This is a genomic window from Snodgrassella alvi (genome assembly GCF_002777745.1).
Taxonomy (GTDB): Bacteria; Pseudomonadota; Gammaproteobacteria; order Burkholderiales; family Neisseriaceae; genus Snodgrassella; species Snodgrassella alvi_D.
On record NZ_MEIO01000030.1, the window covers coordinates 1 to 16,879 of the forward strand.

Sequence of the window (16,879 nt, forward strand, 5' to 3'; positions counted from 1 at the left end):
TGTCTCCTCCTGAGACTCAGCGAAGTTGAAATGGTTGTGAAGATGCAATCTCCCCGCTGCTAGACGGAAAGACCCCGTGAACCTTTACTGTAGCTTTGCATTGGACTTTGAAGTCACTTGTGTAGGATAGGTGGGAGGCTAAGAAGCAGAAACGCTAGTATCTGTGGAGCCGTCCTTGAAATACCACCCTGGTGACTTTGAGGTTCTAACCCGGATCCATTATCTGGATCGGGGACCGTGCATGGTAGGCAGTTTGACTGGGGCGGTCTCCTCCCAAAGAGTAACGGAGGAGTTCGAAGGTTACCTAGGTCCGGTCGGAAATCGGACTGATAGTACAATGGCACAAGGTAGCTTAACTGCGAGACCGACAAGTCGAGCAGGTGCGAAAGCAGGACATAGTGATCCGGTGGTTCTGAATGGAAGGGCCATCGCTCAACGGATAAAAGGTACTCCGGGGATAACAGGCTGATTCCGCCCAAGAGTTCATATCGACGGCGGAGTTTGGCACCTCGATGTCGGCTCATCACATCCTGGGGCTGTAGTCGGTCCCAAGGGTATGGCTGTTCGCCATTTAAAGTGGTACGTGAGCTGGGTTTAAAACGTCGTGAGACAGTTTGGTCCCTATCTGCAGTGGGCGTTGGAAGTTTGACGGGGGCTGCTCCTAGTACGAGAGGACCGGAGTGGACGAACCTCTGGTGTACCGGTTGTGACGCCAGTCGCATCGCCGGGTAGCTAAGTTCGGAAGAGATAAACGCTGAAAGCATCTAAGCGTGAAACTCGCCTGAAGATGAGACTTCCCTAGGGATTAAATCCCTCTGAAGAGACGTTCGAGACCAGGACGTTGATAGGTCGGGTGTGGAAGAGTGGTAACACTTGCAGCTAACCGATACTAATTGCTCGTGAGGCTTGACTCTATCATTTGAAGGACTTCGTACATAAAGATATGTACAGAATGAATGATAAAGCTTACTGATGAATACACATCACCAAGATTAAGGCTTTCTGATTTGACAGTTTAATGTCTGGCGGCCATAGCGGGTTGGTCCCACGCCTTCCCATCCCGAACAGGACCGTGAAACGACCTAGCGCCGATGATAGTATGGATACCCATGTGAAAGTAGGACACCGCCAGACTCCCCATAAGAAGAACCCAGTTGAGAGATCAACTGGGTTCTTTGCTATGTGCGTGAGATAGCGTGAGAGGGGAGAGATGTAGTGAGGGAGCAGAACAGCAGCCGTGTGACTGCTGTTTGTGCAGCTGCGTACATTATAATAACAACAATTAATTATTTGACTCCCTTAAACCCCTGCTGTCGTAATGCTTCATACAGTACGATAGCTGCGGCATTGGAGAGGTTGAGAGAGCGGATATGCTCAGACTGAGGGATACGCAGGCAGTTACTGGAGCGTGCCTGAGCGAAGTCGGCAGGTAGGCCAGTGGTTTCGCGGCCGAATAAGAAGTAAATCTCTTGCGAGCTATTGCTGAAATCGAATTCGGTATAGTTGCGTGTACCATATGTTTCTATTAAATATACCTGTGCTTGAGCTTGTGCTTCTGTCATCTCTATAAAGGCCTCTAGACTATCGTGGTAGTGGATGTCTACATAAGGCCAGTAATCCAAACCTGCACGTTTGAGCATTTTATCATCAGTAGAAAAGCCCAGTGGATGAATAAGATGCAAGCTGGTATGAGTACCGGCACAGGTACGGGCGATATTACCAGTATTGGCAGGGATTTGAGGCTGGTAGAGGGCTATATGAAGAGGCATTCTGTTAGCTTCTTTATGCAAAGGGCTTTAGTGTATAGCAGATGGGATAACTTATAAAGTATAACTACTCCCTGAAATAGTACAGCATAAAAGTAGAAAATTCTCTTTATTAACTCACTGAGGATTTAAACATGAAAAAAATGACTGAACATCAGATCGTAGCTATTTTAAAAGAAGCTGAAGCCGGTTTCCGTCAAAGAACTTTGCTGTAAATATGGTATGGGCAATTCAACTTTTTATAAATGACGTGATAAATATGGTGATATGGAAATCTCAGATATCAAACGCTTAAAGGAACTGGAAGCTGAAAATCGTAAGCTTATGCAGATGTTTGCTGAACTGAGTTTAAAATCTCACTCCAGCAGTAAAGTCTGGGCTGTGCAACTGCAATAAAATCATTCTATTACTATTGCCATGAGCTGCGCTATTGGTGGCTTAAACAGCTGTGATCAACCAAAGTTACTGGATGATTCGGTGATGATGTCGGTACTAAGTGCTATCACGGATAGGTATTTATGCTGGAACTTTCCTAAGTGTTTTAACAGTATCAGAAAGTTCGGTTATAAATAGAATCATAAACGTATTTATCGAATATATTGCCAATTACAGTTCAATCTCAAGGGTAAGCATAAAAAACGTATATCTCCACGAAGCCCAGAAAAGTTATCAGTTTCTAATAAATAAGGGGAGTGTTGTCCAATTTTACACAGTCAATTTGAAACTAATATCATTTGTTCTAATATCTTTCTTCCTACTACATGACAAATATGATAAGTTTTGTCTGGGGACTTGGGGTTGGAATTTTAATTAATTGTTTGTTGGTCAGCGGTAAGTCGTGCGATTATTTCTCTTTAAACGGGATTATTGGGTACACTTGATGCTGTAATAGTAATAGGTAATACAATGATAGGTTTGATGATTGTTACCCATGAGACCGTAGGACAGGCAAATATGCAGTTGATTCAGCATATTTTTGGTTCTGTGCCTGATAAAGTTTCTTTAATTGGGGTACGTAGTAGTGATTCACTTGAAAGTATACATATAGAGGTAGTTGAAAAGCTTGCTGCTCTGGATTTCGGCCATGGTGTGCTTATTCTGACGGATATCTTTGGTGCTACGCCGTGTAATTTGGTATGCCGGATGATTAAGCGTGACAATGTTATTCTGCTCACTGGACTTAATGCTCCGATGTTGGTTAAGGCACTACAAAATTTTGCTAAAGCGGATGATGTGCATAAATTTGCTGAAGAAGTTAAAGCAGCTGCTATTGCAGGCATTATGACTATTTCTAATCAGGATGAGCTGTGACATGATAAAAAAGGAAATTGAGATCGTTAATAAGCTTGGTTTGCATGCACGTGCTTCGAACAGGTTTACGCAGGTGGCCAGCCGTTTTCAATGTGAGGTATGGGTAACGCGCAAAGACCGCCGAGTGAATGGTAAGAGTATTATGGGGCTGATGATGCTTGCTGCTGCTCAGGGTAGTGTAATTGAGCTGGAAACTGACGGTGTAGATGAAAGTCAGGCAATGCAGGCGCTGGTTGAGCTGATTAATAATTATTTTGGTGAAGACGAATAATGTGTATTGTGCTGCATGGTGTGGCAGTAGGTGCCGGCGTAGCGATTGGTCGAGCTCATCTGGTGGTGAGAGGTATGGATGATGTCCCCCATCGTGAGTTGTCAATTGAAGAAATACCAGCAGAAGTTGCCCGTTATGAGCAAGCGATTAAGACGACTCGCCGTCAGTTAGAGCAGTTGCGTGCAGATATTCCACAAAATGCACCTTCAGAGCTGGGGGCTTTTATTTCTCTGCATCTGATGCTGGTCGGGGATGTGAGTCTGTCCAGAGAGCCTGTTGATATTATTGAGGAGAAAAGTGTTAATGCTGAATGGGCATTAAAGTTGCAAACAGATAAGCTAGCGGAGCAATTTGATGCAATTGAAGATAATTACCTTCGTGCACGCAAGCAGGATATGCTGCAAGTAGTTGAACGGATTTTTAAGAATCTGATTGGTCTGTCTACTGAGGTTGTTGCTGAAGCTGAGGATTTTGAAGAAGATACGATTCTGGTTGCTCATGATTTATCGCCGGCAGATACAGTTTTTTTTAAAGACAGCCGCATTGCGGCTTTTGTTACTGATGCTGGCGGGCCAACCAGTCATACGGCGATTTTAGGTCGAAGTCTGGATATACCATCTGTGATTGCGCTGGGCTATGCGCGGGAATTGATTAATGAAGATGAGCTGATTATTGTAGATGGTACAATGGGCGTGGTTATTATTGCGCCTGATAATGTTATTTTAAAGGAATATCGGCGCCGTTTGCGTGAATTTCGCAGTTTGAAGCGACAATTAAATAAACTTAAAAATACGGCTGCAACTACGCTGGACGGAATCAATATCGAATTGCTGGGTAATATTGAAAGTGCTAATGATATTAAAGCATTGAATAATTTAGGTATTGATGGTATTGGTTTGTATCGCAGTGAGTTTTTTTATTTGAATCGGGATGCGTTGCCTACAGAAGATGAGTTGTATGCGGAGTATGCTGATGTGGTTAAAAAGCTGAAGGGTAAGCCATTAACTATACGTACTATTGATTTGGGTGTGGATAAAAACCCACGTTGGTTTGGTTCCAGCCACGCTATGAATCCGGCTTTGGGTTTAACCGGTATCCGTTTGTGTTTGGCAGAACCAGTTATGTTTCGTACCCAGATGAGGGCAATTATGCGAGCAGCTGCTCTCGGAACTGTGCGTATGATGTGGCCAATGATTTCTTCGGTGACGGAAATACAGCAGTGCTTAGCGCATCTAAATATGGCTAAACAGCAATTACGCGACCGTTTTGCAGAATTTGATGAGAATATTCAGGTTGGTGCAATGGTGGAGATTCCATCGGCTGCGTTGACGGTTAATTCTATTCTGAAATTGATTGATTTTATTTCGGTTGGTACTAATGATCTGATTCAATATACGCTGGCGGCTGACCGGAATGATGAAAGTGTGAGTTATTTATATCAGCCGGGACATCCGGCAGTATTGAAGTTGTTATTGCATATTATCCGTACCGCAGCGCGTTTGAATAAGCCGGTGTCAATTTGTGGTGAAATGGCTGGTGATGTTCAGTATACGCGGTTGTTGATGGCGATGGGATTACGCCGGTTTTCGATGAATGCAAATAATATTCTGGCGGTAAAAAATCAGATTATTCAGAGTGATTTGCTGACGCTGGAAACTGAGGTGCAAAAGATATTACGCAATGATGATCCAGATAAGGCATTAAAACTAATGAAAAAATTTAATTCTTCACATGAATTGGCTGATTCTGTGGATTGACATAAATTGTTTTGTCTGACTTAGCACAGTTTAACTGCGTTTAATGGTTATCTTTATATAATTAATTTATCAATATTGTTGTTGCCTGACAGTCAGTATTGAGAAATTAGTGTTTTCCCGCAAATTGTCCACCGATATTCTCTCCCTTGGTATCGGTGGTTTTTTTATTTGTTTACTGTTATGTCATATGTATAAATTTTATGATTTGGCTGAATGTGCAGTATGTTATTGTGGAATTGGTGTACTGGTCTGTTTAACCGAGTTACCAGAATGATTAATTGCAGGCTGGTGTCTTGAGTAAACTGTTATAATACTAGTCTATTTTTATACAATAAATTGATGATTCATGATGCAAGAACATTACTGTCCCGAGAAAATTGAACCGGCTGCACAAACGCGCTGGCAGGAATACCGTTTATTTAACGCTGAAGATTTTAGCCCTAAACCAAAATATTATTGTTTGTCGATGTTTCCTTATCCGTCAGGTAAGTTACACATGGGGCATGTACGTAACTATACGATTGGTGACGTATTGAGCCGTTATCGTCTGCTGAATGGTTTTAATGTGATGCAACCAATGGGCTGGGATGCATTTGGTTTGCCAGCTGAAAATGCGGCCATGAAGCATCAGGTGGCACCGGCACAATGGACTTACGACAATATTGCTTATATGAAAAAGCAGTTGCAGAGTCTGGGCTTTGCCATTGACTGGGAGCGGGAAATTGCGACCTGTACGCCGGAATATTATCGTTGGGAACAGTGGCTGTTTGTGCGTTTGTTCCAGAAGGGCATTATTTACAAGAAAAACGGTACGGTTAACTGGGATCCGGTGGATCAGACTGTGCTGGCCAATGAGCAGGTTGTAGATGGTCGTGGCTGGCGCTCTGGTGCCATTGTGGAAAAACGCGAAATCCCGATGTATTACTTCAAGATTACGGATTACGCCGAGGAATTGCTTAATGGTTTGGACACGCTGGAACACTGGCCGGAACAGGTTAAGACGATGCAGCGCAACTGGATCGGCAAATCACGTGGTATGCAGGTGCGTTTTGCGCTGACTGAAGACAGTAAAACGGGTTTAACCGGTGAATATGCTGATTTTGTACAGGTATACACTACGCGTCCAGATACGCTGATGGGGGCGACTTATGTTGCTGTCGCAGCGGAACATCCTCTGGCTACAGCGGCAGCGTCTAATAATGCCGAGTTACAGCAGTTTGTCGCTGAATGCAAGGCGGGTTCGGTGGCAGAAGCAGATATGGCTACGATGGAGAAAAAGGGTATGCCTACCGGACGCTTTGCCATTAATCCGTTGAATGGAGATGTGCTGCCGGTGTGGGTAGCCAATTACGTACTGTGGGGCTACGGTGATGGTGCGGTAATGGCGGTGCCGGCTCATGATGAACGTGATTTTGAGTTTGCTACTAAATATCAGTTGCCGATTAAGCAGGTTATTGCATCTACTCAGGCTGCTGATGAATTTAGTACGCAGGCATGGCAGGAATGGTATGGCAGTAAGGAGCAGACGCAGTGCATTAACAGTGATGAACTGAATGGTCTGGATTTTCATGCTGCTTTCGAACGGGTAGGTGAGATTTTACAGGCTAAGAATGCTGGGGCACCGAAAACGCAATATCGTCTGCGTGACTGGGGTATCTCACGCCAGCGTTACTGGGGTTGTCCGATTCCGATTATTCACTGTGATGATTGTGGTGATGTGACTGTGCCAGAAACGCAGTTACCTGTTGTGTTGCCTGAAAATGTGGTGCCGGATGGCGCAGGTTCTCCGCTGAGCAGAATGCCAGAGTTTTATGAAACTAGCTGCCCGTCTTGTGGTAAACCTGCCCGCCGTGAAACAGATACGATGGATACATTTGTTGAATCCAGTTGGTATGCAGTGCGTTATGCTTCGCCACAATGTGATACTGCTATGGTGGATAAGGAAGCAGCCAATTACTGGATGAATGCTGACCAGTATATCGGTGGGATTGAGCACGCTATTTTGCATCTGTTGTATGCACGCTTCTTTACTAAGCTGATGCGGGATGAAGGTCTGCTGAATGTTGATGAACCATTTGCGCGTTTGCTTACTCAGGGGATGGTGGTCTGTGAAACGTATTACCGTGAAGGGGCTAATGGCAGTAAGGAATGGATTGCACCACAGGATGTTGATTTACAGCGCGATGATAAGGGCAGACCTCTGGCTGCAACTTTGAAAGCGGATGGTAAGCCGGTTTGTATTGGTGGCATTGAGAAGATGTCTAAATCGAAGAATAATGGTGTAGATCCGCAGGAGCTGATTGATCGTTATGGTGCTGATACTGCACGTTTGTTTATGATGTTTGCTGCGCCACCTGAGCAGTCTCTGGAGTGGTCGGATGCTGGTGTCGATGGTGCTCATCGCTTCCTGCGTCGTTTATGGCGTACTGTGTATGATTATTTGCAGCAGGGTGCAAGTGTAACGGCGTTTGCGGGTAATCAGGATGGGCTGTCATCTGAGTTGAAGGCGTTGCGTCTAAAATTGCACAGTACGATTGCTAAGGTGACGGATGATTATGGTCGCCGCCAGCAATTCAATACGGCGATTGCTGCGGTGATGGAAATGTTGAATCAGTATGATCGTACTGATTGTAGTTCTGAGCAGGGACGAGCTGTAGCACAAGAAGTGCTGGAATCGGTATTACGTCTGTTATGGCCAATTGTGCCACATGTGTGTGAGACGTTATGGAATGAATTGTGCCCGCAGCAAACTTTATGGGATGCTGCATGGCCTTGTGTAGATGACGCTGCGCTGGTGCAGGATGAAATTACTTTGATGGTACAGGTAAATGGGAAGCTGCGCGGACAGATTACGGTTGCGGCTGATATCAGTAATGATGAAGCACAGGCTGTAGCGCTGGCAGACCCAACTGTACAACGATTTGTTGACGGCAAAACACCGAAAAAGGTGATTGTGGTACCAAAACGTCTGGTGAATATTGTTGTCTGATTATCACTGAGACAGGAAGTAAAAAAGACATGTTGTTAAACATGTCTTTTTTTGTTGCTTTTATAAATGGAGGTTGAGTTAAAAGTAAATGGAGATAGTTAATTTGTCATCCATATGCATGATAACTTAGGGTAGGGCATAAGCAATTAGGTAGTCGCCCATTTTGGTACCAAATGAAGCATGACCACCTGCCATTTGTACTACATATTGTTTGCCATTAACTGCGTAAGTCATGGGCGTTGCCTGACCGCCGGCAGGTAGGCGAGCTTCCCATAGCAGGTGACCATTGCTGGTGTCGTAGGCGCGCAGGTAGTCGTCCTGAGTGGCGCTGACAAACATAATATTACCAGCTGTGGATATTGAACCACCTAAGCCGGGTACACCGATTTTTAATGGCGGTAATTCGAATAATTTTGGCAGGCTATCGCGTATGGTACCGATACGTTTTTTCCACACTACCTGATTGTTTTGTAAATCTACACCGGCGACAAAGCCCCATGATGGTTGTTTACAGGGTAGGCCTAGTGGTGACAGGAAAGGGCTGATCTCGACACCATAAGGCGCACCATACATTGGTTGCATGCCATTTTCAGTACCGGCACCTTGTTTCTGTTGCGCTCTGTCTGGATTGGTGGGAATGAGGCGGGAAACAAATGGCAAGCCTATCGGATTCATTAATGCAATTTGGCGATCCTGATTCACGGATATGCCACCCCATTCAAATACCCCTAGATTTCCCGGGAAAACCAGTGTGCCATTTTCAGAAGGGGGGGTATAGATGCCATCATAATTCAGACGTTTAAACTGAATACGGCAAATGAGCTGGTCAAACATGGTTGCTCCCCACATATCTTTATCGGTGAGTTTGCCTGTTGGCGTCAGACTCAGAGCTGAAAATGGCTGAGTGGGCGAATAGTGTTCACCTTGTGTGGGGTTACCATGTTTTATGGTTTGGGGTACCGGTTTTTCCGTTACCGGTACAATGGTTTTGCCGGTTTCTCTATTGAGCACAAAAATATTACCGGTTTTGGTGAGAACATAAATAGCCGGAATCTGTTTTCCGGATGGCAGGATGAGATCCATTAGTGAAGGTTGTGCCGGTACATCCATATCCCATAAATCATGATGAGTTGTCTGGTAGTGCCACAGAAGTTGACCAGTAGAAGCATTTAGCGCCACGATGGAATTGGCATAACGCTCTTTCAGATTGTCGCGATGGCCGCCCCAGATATCTGGTGTACCCACGCCGGTGGGCACATAAACGATATTGCGTTGCTGATCGTAAGCCAATGGTGCCCATGCATTGGGAGAGTTATGCACAAAAGTGGTGTTTTCACCCGGCATGGCATTTGGATTTTCAGCACCGGTATCAAATATCCATTTTAATTGACCATTATTGACGTCATAACCACGTATTACACCAGAAGGTTCTTTGGTGGAGAGGTTATCGGTCACAGAACCGCCGATAATAATGGTGCTTGGTGTAACTACTGGTGGTGATGTTGGATTGTAGCCACCAAGGTATGCGTAAGGCATTTTTGCTTGCAGGTTGATTTCCCCCTGATTGCCGAAGTCTTTGCATTTCTCGCCATTATCAGCATTAACTGCAATTAAACGACCATCATTGACTGGTAACAGTATTTTTCGCGGGCATATGGTTGATGCTTTGGTTTCGCTGTTGTTTGCTGCTGTAGCAGCATAGTAGCTGACACCTCGACAGGTAAGATGTTGAAAGGTTTTATTACTGCGCAATTTTGGATTAAAACGCCATAACCGTTTACCGGTGCTGGCATCCAGCGCATCCAGAAACTGATGCGGTGTACAGATAAATAATTTGTTGCCGATTTTGATTGGGGTAAGCTCATTGGTGGTTTCGGCCGAATCATTATCGGTTTTGAAATCACCGGTATGATAAATCCAGGCAACTTTGAGTTGATTAACGTTGCTGGTATTAATCTGAGTTAATGGTGAATAACGGGTGCCACTCTGAGTGCGGCCATAAGCTGGCCAGTCTTCTGCTGCAATACCATGGTTATCTAGCGCAGGTGTTGGCTGAGTGCGTGTGATGGTGCCATTGATTTCCTGTGGGTCGTGACTAATGCTGTAAATCATGATGCCCAGTATGGTAATCAATGTTATGGCAATGGCTGTTTTACCACCGTATTGTGCGGTTAACTGGTGTGTTGGCCAAGGTAATAGTAACCACAGGCCTAAGAGAAACAGTATATCAAACCGTGGTGCCAGTGCCCAGAAATCAGTACCGACTTCCCATAAGCCCCAGCCGAGTGTTGCGATGAGTATGGTGGCAAAATACCACAGGGTATTGCTCCAATTGTGCTGATACAGGTAAGTGAACAGACCTAGTGCTAATGCGAGAATAGTGTAAAAAGGTGAACCGCCCAGACAGATTAACCAGATTCCTCCTATGAGCAGATAGGTTGTAGTCAGCCATAGAATTATTTGAGTAATGATGCTGGCGGCGGAATGAGTTGATTTATGTGTGTTCATTTTGCCTCTATAAGTTGATTTTAATAAAAATTTCTTTGCAGTATGGGAATGATTATAGTCAGCAATAATGATTATGCAAATGGATGTTTTAATGAATATTAAAAAATTAACTATTTGTTGTTATTGTATTTTTTATATTATTAATAACAAGTTAAGTTTTTAAGTATTTATGTGAATTATTTTGTTGTTAATAAATTATTTTAATAAATAGGGTTACTACGAATATTAAGGTGATGATGAGAAGTTTTATTTCTTTAGGATATATCTTTCTGCTATTGTTGCATTTATATTGTTGTCTCTAAATGGAATTACAGTAGGATTGTTCAAGAGTATGATTTAAATATGATTATATGTCGTGTTTTGCTACCTACACCATAATTGTCTGTGAGACTTATATTTGATAATAAAGCTGCTAATGTTATGAAAAGCACACGGTTTAATCTTTGTATGAATGATGACAAGAATCATGAATGTGTGATTAAAAGATTAAAATGCTATATAAATGTATTTTAGGGGATATATCTGCTGATAAGTTTACAGAAGTAGTTATTTTTAAATTAAAGAAAAGACATCGCATGATTTGATAATTTGAATAGCAGTCAGTTAGCTAGAGCAACTCTTTTTCATGTTGTTTCATCCAGCTGGCTATAGAATTTAGGGCTGGTTTTAAGGTTTTACCGAGTTCTGTTATCTGATATTCCACTTTTGGTGGTACTTCAGGATATAGTTTTCTACTAATCAATCCCTTTTGTTCAAATAGTCTTAGTTGTTTTGTTAATTCTTTTTGTGTAATAGGGGAAATTGCGCGTTTTAGTTCACCAAAACGGATTGGTTCATTAATGATGATTAAGCGATATAGGATGGGAATAGCCCATTTTCCTGAAATTAGATTGATGAATTTAACCATTGGGCAGTTAAGATTTTGATCTGTATTGTTTTCAATCTGCATAAATGTTTTCCAATAGTATCTATTTGGTACCTACTTTCATAAGTAAACTGGTTAAATTATACTGAATTTAACTTTGAAAGGGGAATATATGAAAGGGTTAGAAGACAAATATGCACACATTACGGGTGATAGCTCTGGGGTAGGACTGGAAATGGCCAGAGAATTGATAGCGGAGAGTGCTAATGCAGCCTTCACAGATAGAAATAAAAATAGGCTATTAGAAGCTAAAAAAAGAGTTAGATGGAGATATATTAATTTTTTAATGCGATGCGTTTAATTGTGCAGAACGGTAGTATTTTGCTGCAAATCTGACTGAGATCTGGCTCAGATTAGATGTTTTGTATATCAATGTGGCAGGATTTTATCCATCAGCCAATAACTGCTTGGGATGGGATAGTTTTGACGGGGGCTATCAATATCAAGAATTTTTTCTGAGTCAGATTCTTTTACTTTCCTAAGCTCAGTAATTTTGTAGGTTACGATAAATAGTAAAATCGCCTTGCCTCAAAGTAGTATCTATGTGTTGAGTAAAGTGGTTCTTTGTTCATTAGTCAGGACGCTGTTAGGAAAATTGATATCCAGAAATATTCGTTTCAATTGTTTATTACCAGATTCAGCAAATATGTCAGCGCATATGAATTTGAAGACTACTGATTCAGAGGCAATAAAATAATTAAATTATAAAATTAATGAGTTAGTGCCACTCGGGTGTTTGGGTAGACTGATAGAAATGGTGAGAGTCACTGTTTGTCTGGCAGCTAATGAATTATCTTTATGATTTTATGATAAATAATCATTGATGTTGCTGTATGGAATATTTAACAATCAATATTAATTAATTCATGTGGGGAAAGATGACGGAGATGTTTATAAGGGTAAATCGGAGATTTAGTATGCCAATACAATACAATTGTAAGCATATATTTGATTATATGTTGTTTTATATAAATTAGTGTTGATGGGTAATTATAAGATTTATGTAATTTTTTTAGAAGTTTAATGGTTTCTTGTTTTGATTGATTTAATGAAAAAAGTAAATTCAAATATTTTATTATTTAAAATTTCAGTGGGTACGTTATCTATAATCCCTTTGTTCGCTAATGCCTCAATAATTATCGATGATTCTAATATAGAAAATTATACCGACACGGGTATTATTGCTAGTGATGATGACGTGAAAATAAAAACTACTTTTGCTACTGCACCACACATTAATATGAATAGCGGTGGTATTGCGATTAGTGCTAAAAATGGCAAGTTGCTAGCTATTGGTGACACTGGTAGTACTGATAAGTTTATTATTCGAAATAATGCAGCGGGGAATTATAATACTTTTTACGGTTTGTATTTCATATCAGCTAAGGTTATTGCCAATAACGAACTGGACATAAGTCTGAAAGATGGTTCAGGTATTTATATAGCAAGTAAAGGGGATGGTGTATTTCACGAAAAGGTTTCTATAACTGGTATAGAGAACGGTAAGTTTATTGGCATTCGCACTTACAATAATTCGGTAGCATCCTCATTAATAGGTACATTTAATAAAGAAGTAAAAATTATTTCCTCAGGCCAGGATAGTTATGGCATTTATGCTCAAAGGAATAATAATCCTAATGCGTTAGGTTCAAAATTAATTTTTAAGGATAAAGTTACTATCAAGATGTCTGGTGGTAATAACGCTCATGGGATTGTCTTTGACCAGATTCCTTTTAACAGCGGCAATTTTGTGGCTGATGGTGGCAGCGTTATTAATTTAGAGAATGGGGTCGATCTTTCCACTGATCATGGGGCGTCGATTAGTATGCAGCAAGTAGATGGCAAATTAGTGATTAATAGTGGCTTAAATGAGAATAAGATAATTTCAAAAGACAATCAACATTATAATGCAATAGAAGCATTTGCTGGAGTGGTGGATATTGTTGGCAAATCTGATATTGAAGGTGATGTTTATTCATCGGCAAGTAGGTTAATCGCCGGTGAAGACATTTTTACTAAAGGTGTTGTTAATTTTAATCTTGCTAATGGTTCAATGTTATTAACCTCTATGGAAAATAATGCGCTGTCTAATTCAAGAGATAAAGGTGAAATTAATCTGGCAATTTCTGGTAATGCTAGTCAATGGAAAATGACCAACAGCTCGAGTATTGATTCATTAATACTCGGTGATAATGCTAAAGTAAGTTTTGGTTATACCTATGCGGCTCTAGGTTCTATAGCAGCTCTTAATGGCACAAATCAGATGATATTAAGGTCTAATTCTTTAGCTGGTAATGGCATTTTTGAAATGCGAACTGCAATTGGTAAAAATTTTGCAAATGACATACTTAAAATTACAGGTTCAGGGCAAGCAATAGGCAATCATAAAATTACTATTGCTGATGATAAAACCGGTGCGGCGGCTGTAACAGGTAATGAGAAATTCACGCTGGTTGAAACGGAAGGTGGTGGAGCTAATTTTGGTTTGTCTTCACCGTCTTTTGATATTGGTGCATATCAATTTAATACGTTATCGAAAGTTAGTAATGGTCATGGTGCCGGTACTGAAGACTGGGTGCTATCAGGATCTGTGGCTTCTAATAATAACGATAACAGCGGCGGCATAAATGATAATAGCGGTCAAAATAAACCAATTTCGCCAAAACCATCATTAACGCATACTGCGCAGAACGCAGCTAATATTCTTAACTCAAATTATTTGATGAGTTATGTTGAAACGCAAACGTTATTGCAACGAATGGGCAAAATCCGAGCAAACGATACAATTGATGGTGAAGTATGGGGGCATGTATATACGGGTAAATTAAGCTCGTTTAATGACAAACGTTTGTCTAATTTTGATATGAGTTACTATGGCTTACAATTCGGTATTGACCGAAAACTGGCTAACCATAATCAAGATATTTATTACGGTATTATGGGTGGTTTAAGTAAAGGCGATGTGAATCATAATGTTGGTGATGGCTATACTAAGAGTTATTCTGTAGCACTTTATTCTACCGTGCAAAGCCAAACAGGCTTTTATGTTGATGGTTTAGTAAAGTATATGCATATGTCTAACAAATTTAATAGTCTGACTGGTGGTGGCTATCATGTTAAAGGTCATGGCAGTACTGAAGGTTTTTCAATCGGAACTGAAATTGGCAAACGTGTTCAGCTATCTTCAGCAATGCAAAATGCACAAGGATGGTATTTAGAACCTCAAGCTCAGGTTACTTTTTCACACCAAAAGGGTGCGATGATTAATGCAACTAATGGGTTAAAAACTAGGTTGGGCAGCTATAATTCATTAATTGCACGTGCAAGTATGATTTTAGGCTACACAATACAGGCAAATAACAATCCGATAGATATTTATTTTAAAACAGGCTATCTGAAAGAATTTGGTGGTGAAACATCTTATACATTTAATCATGCTGTCAGAGAAAAGTATGATTTTGGTGGTCACTGGTGGGATAACGGAATTGGTATTAATGTGCAGTTGAAACAAAAACATAATTTTTATGGCGACGTGGCTTATTCACTGGGTAACAGGTTTGATCGAAAACAAATAAATGTAGGGTATCGTTTTGATTTTTAATTCTAAATAGTCTTCACTTCTTGTAAAAGGCTGGGTTTTAGTTAAAGCCGTTAGACAAAATTGATTTTTAAATTTTTTTAAACTTGCTTTGTTAATTTAAACTATATATTGTTGTTATTGATATAAATACTTAGATAAGAAGTATTGATAATAAATATCTTTAACTATGATTGCTGATGGGTACATTTTATTATTATTTCGACTGATTTTCTGTGATTACACGGAACTATTCTTAGGCTGATGAATGGGTATATTATCAATTTTGGTTAAATCAGTAGCCAGTATTAGTAATGGTATTAATGAATTATTAGGACAGTAGGGTTTTAAATGCTTGCTGAAAATGTCTACGATTAGCCTAAGCCTGTATCAATCAGTATATTTTATTTTTATTAAATAAGCTGGTGAAGATTATGGTTACTGCCTGTAATTAGCAATATAAATTAGGTTGTAAAAATGGGGATTATTTGCAATGCATAAGCTAAATAGCGGTGGTAAATACACTTAATCTGTAATAAGAAACGGAATTATTAAAGTGATTTAGATAATTGTTTGTTATTGGCATTAAATAACCTAAATTTCGGTGGATTTTATGCTCTAGGTATTATTAAGGCTTTATCTTACTCGTGTTTGCATATATTGATGTTAAGGTAAACGGAAACTAAAAGAGGCTTAAATAGTTTCTATGTATCCTGTTGAATGCTGAGGCAGTGCAAAGGCAATTTAAGTTACTATTATTAATAGTTGTTAAGTTTTCAGATTCAGTAATAAATCTCGGAAAGCGTTTGGGTCTTTGATAAAAGTAATTTCTCCTACTTGTGGAAAATGGTAATCAAGCAGTCGGGAAACCCAGAAACGAATACATGCAGCCCGTTGTGCAACTGGGAAATAATCCCGTTCGGCAGAGGTGAGGGGTCGTATACTTTCATAGCCATTTATAAATGCCTGTTGCAGGGTATAGTCGAGATGATTGTCTGCCCGCCGTGCCCAGTCATTTACGGCAATGGCGAGGTCATACATGAAATTACCGTTACATGCATAATAAAAATCTATAAAGCCAGCCACTTGTTCGCCATTTAGTAAAACATTATCGCGAAATAAATCAGCATGGATAATACCACTAGGTAAATCAGTGCGTTCGTTCTTATCAAAAAAAGCAATCTCTTCTTGTAATAACTGGTTATCTTCGGCATCTAGAAATCTTGATAACCGGATACTGGCTTCGCGCCACCAAATTGTATAGCGCGGGTTGTTCATTTTTAATGGAAAGCTGGTGCCAGCCTGATGCATTTTTGCCAGCATGGCACCAGTATTGAAACATTGTTGTCTGGATGGGCTGCTGGTGTCACTACCTGACAGACAAGTTACCAGACAGGCGGGTTTGCCAACCAGTGTACTATCCAGACGGCCATCAATTCGTGCAATCGGGGCAGGGCAGGCCACGCCCTTGGCACTTAGGTGTTGGGTTAAATCCAGAAAAAAAGGCAGTTCAGCCTGAGTCATGGCCTCAAATACCGTCAGTACATAACGTCCTTGTGTTGTGGTAACAAAATAATTACTGTTGGTAACGCCCTGAGCGATACCTTGCAAACTAATAAGCCGACCCAAGTGATAATCTCGCAAAAAGCTGCGCATTTCATCATCATTAATGCTGGTATAGACAGACATGGATGTCACCAATCAAACAGGTTATATACGGTATAGAAAGAAGCAGGATATTTATTCTGGTAACCAGAACGAATGCATGATAACAA

At 40.9% G+C, this 16,879-nt stretch carries 10 protein-coding genes, 2 rRNA genes and 1 pseudogene; 9 read left to right on the forward strand and 4 right to left on the reverse strand.

The window, feature by feature from the left end; translation table 11 throughout:
* Positions 1 to 914 (forward strand): 23S ribosomal RNA (locus tag BHC51_RS04460); the annotation flags it as partial.
* A gap of 107 nt (positions 915 to 1,021) precedes the next feature.
* Positions 1,022 to 1,134, forward strand: a 5S ribosomal RNA gene (rrf, locus tag BHC51_RS04465).
* Positions 1,135 to 1,286: 152 nt separating this feature from the next.
* On the opposite strand, the gene trmL is transcribed toward rrf, so the two are convergent.
* On the reverse strand, positions 1,287 to 1,769 hold the full coding sequence (trmL, locus tag BHC51_RS04470; protein WP_100123200.1) for a tRNA (uridine(34)/cytosine(34)/5-carboxymethylaminomethyluridine(34)-2'-O)-methyltransferase TrmL: 483 nt from the start codon (positions 1,767 to 1,769) through the stop codon (positions 1,287 to 1,289).
* Between the two features lie 131 nt (positions 1,770 to 1,900).
* Between trmL and BHC51_RS13430 the strand changes: the two are divergent.
* From BHC51_RS13430 to leuS, 5 genes and pseudogenes are all read left to right on the forward strand, one after another.
* A pseudogene (locus BHC51_RS13430) lies at positions 1,901 to 2,114 on the forward strand (transposase); the annotation flags it as partial.
* 558 nt (positions 2,115 to 2,672) lie between these two features.
* Positions 2,673 to 3,077, forward strand: coding sequence for a PTS sugar transporter subunit IIA (locus BHC51_RS04475; protein ID WP_100124309.1), 405 nt, complete (start codon positions 2,673 to 2,675; stop codon positions 3,075 to 3,077).
* Between the two features lies 1 nt (position 3,078).
* A complete protein-coding gene (locus BHC51_RS04480; RefSeq protein WP_100090554.1) occupies positions 3,079 to 3,348 on the forward strand; it encodes an HPr family phosphocarrier protein in 270 nt (89 codons plus the stop codon).
* On the forward strand, positions 3,348 to 5,105 hold the full coding sequence (ptsP, locus tag BHC51_RS04485; RefSeq protein ID WP_100153425.1) for a phosphoenolpyruvate--protein phosphotransferase: 1,758 nt from the start codon (positions 3,348 to 3,350) through the stop codon (positions 5,103 to 5,105). Before BHC51_RS04480 ends, ptsP begins: the two co-directional genes overlap by 1 nt.
* 349 nt (positions 5,106 to 5,454) lie before the next feature.
* On the forward strand, positions 5,455 to 8,094 hold the full coding sequence (leuS, locus tag BHC51_RS04490; RefSeq protein ID WP_100099755.1) for a leucine--tRNA ligase: 2,640 nt from the start codon (positions 5,455 to 5,457) through the stop codon (positions 8,092 to 8,094).
* 126 nt (positions 8,095 to 8,220) lie between these two features.
* Here leuS and BHC51_RS04495 read toward each other — a convergent pair whose 3' ends face one another.
* Positions 8,221 to 10,602, reverse strand: a complete 2,382-nt coding sequence (locus BHC51_RS04495; RefSeq protein ID WP_100153426.1) for a membrane-bound PQQ-dependent dehydrogenase, glucose/quinate/shikimate family — start codon at positions 10,600 to 10,602, stop codon at positions 8,221 to 8,223.
* 607 nt (positions 10,603 to 11,209) lie between these two features.
* Complete coding sequence (locus BHC51_RS04500; protein ID WP_100099749.1) at positions 11,210 to 11,551, reverse strand: winged helix-turn-helix transcriptional regulator; 342 nt, start codon at positions 11,549 to 11,551, stop codon at positions 11,210 to 11,212.
* 88 nt (positions 11,552 to 11,639) lie between these two features.
* On the opposite strand from BHC51_RS04500, the gene BHC51_RS04505 reads away from it, so the two are divergent.
* Together BHC51_RS04505 and BHC51_RS04510 are read left to right on the forward strand one after the other, a co-directional pair.
* Positions 11,640 to 11,828 (forward strand): SDR family NAD(P)-dependent oxidoreductase, encoded by a 189-nt coding sequence (locus BHC51_RS04505; protein ID WP_100099748.1) that lies wholly within the window; start codon positions 11,640 to 11,642, stop codon positions 11,826 to 11,828.
* Between the two features lie 735 nt (positions 11,829 to 12,563).
* Positions 12,564 to 15,128 (forward strand): autotransporter outer membrane beta-barrel domain-containing protein, encoded by a 2,565-nt coding sequence (locus tag BHC51_RS04510; RefSeq protein ID WP_143558767.1) that lies wholly within the window; start codon positions 12,564 to 12,566, stop codon positions 15,126 to 15,128.
* A 744-nt stretch (positions 15,129 to 15,872) separates the two neighbouring features.
* Here the strand turns inward: BHC51_RS04510 and thrB are convergent.
* A complete protein-coding gene (gene thrB, locus BHC51_RS04515) occupies positions 15,873 to 16,793 on the reverse strand; it encodes a homoserine kinase (protein ID WP_100153428.1) in 921 nt (306 codons plus the stop codon).
* Positions 16,794 to 16,879: the final 86 nt, after the last annotated feature.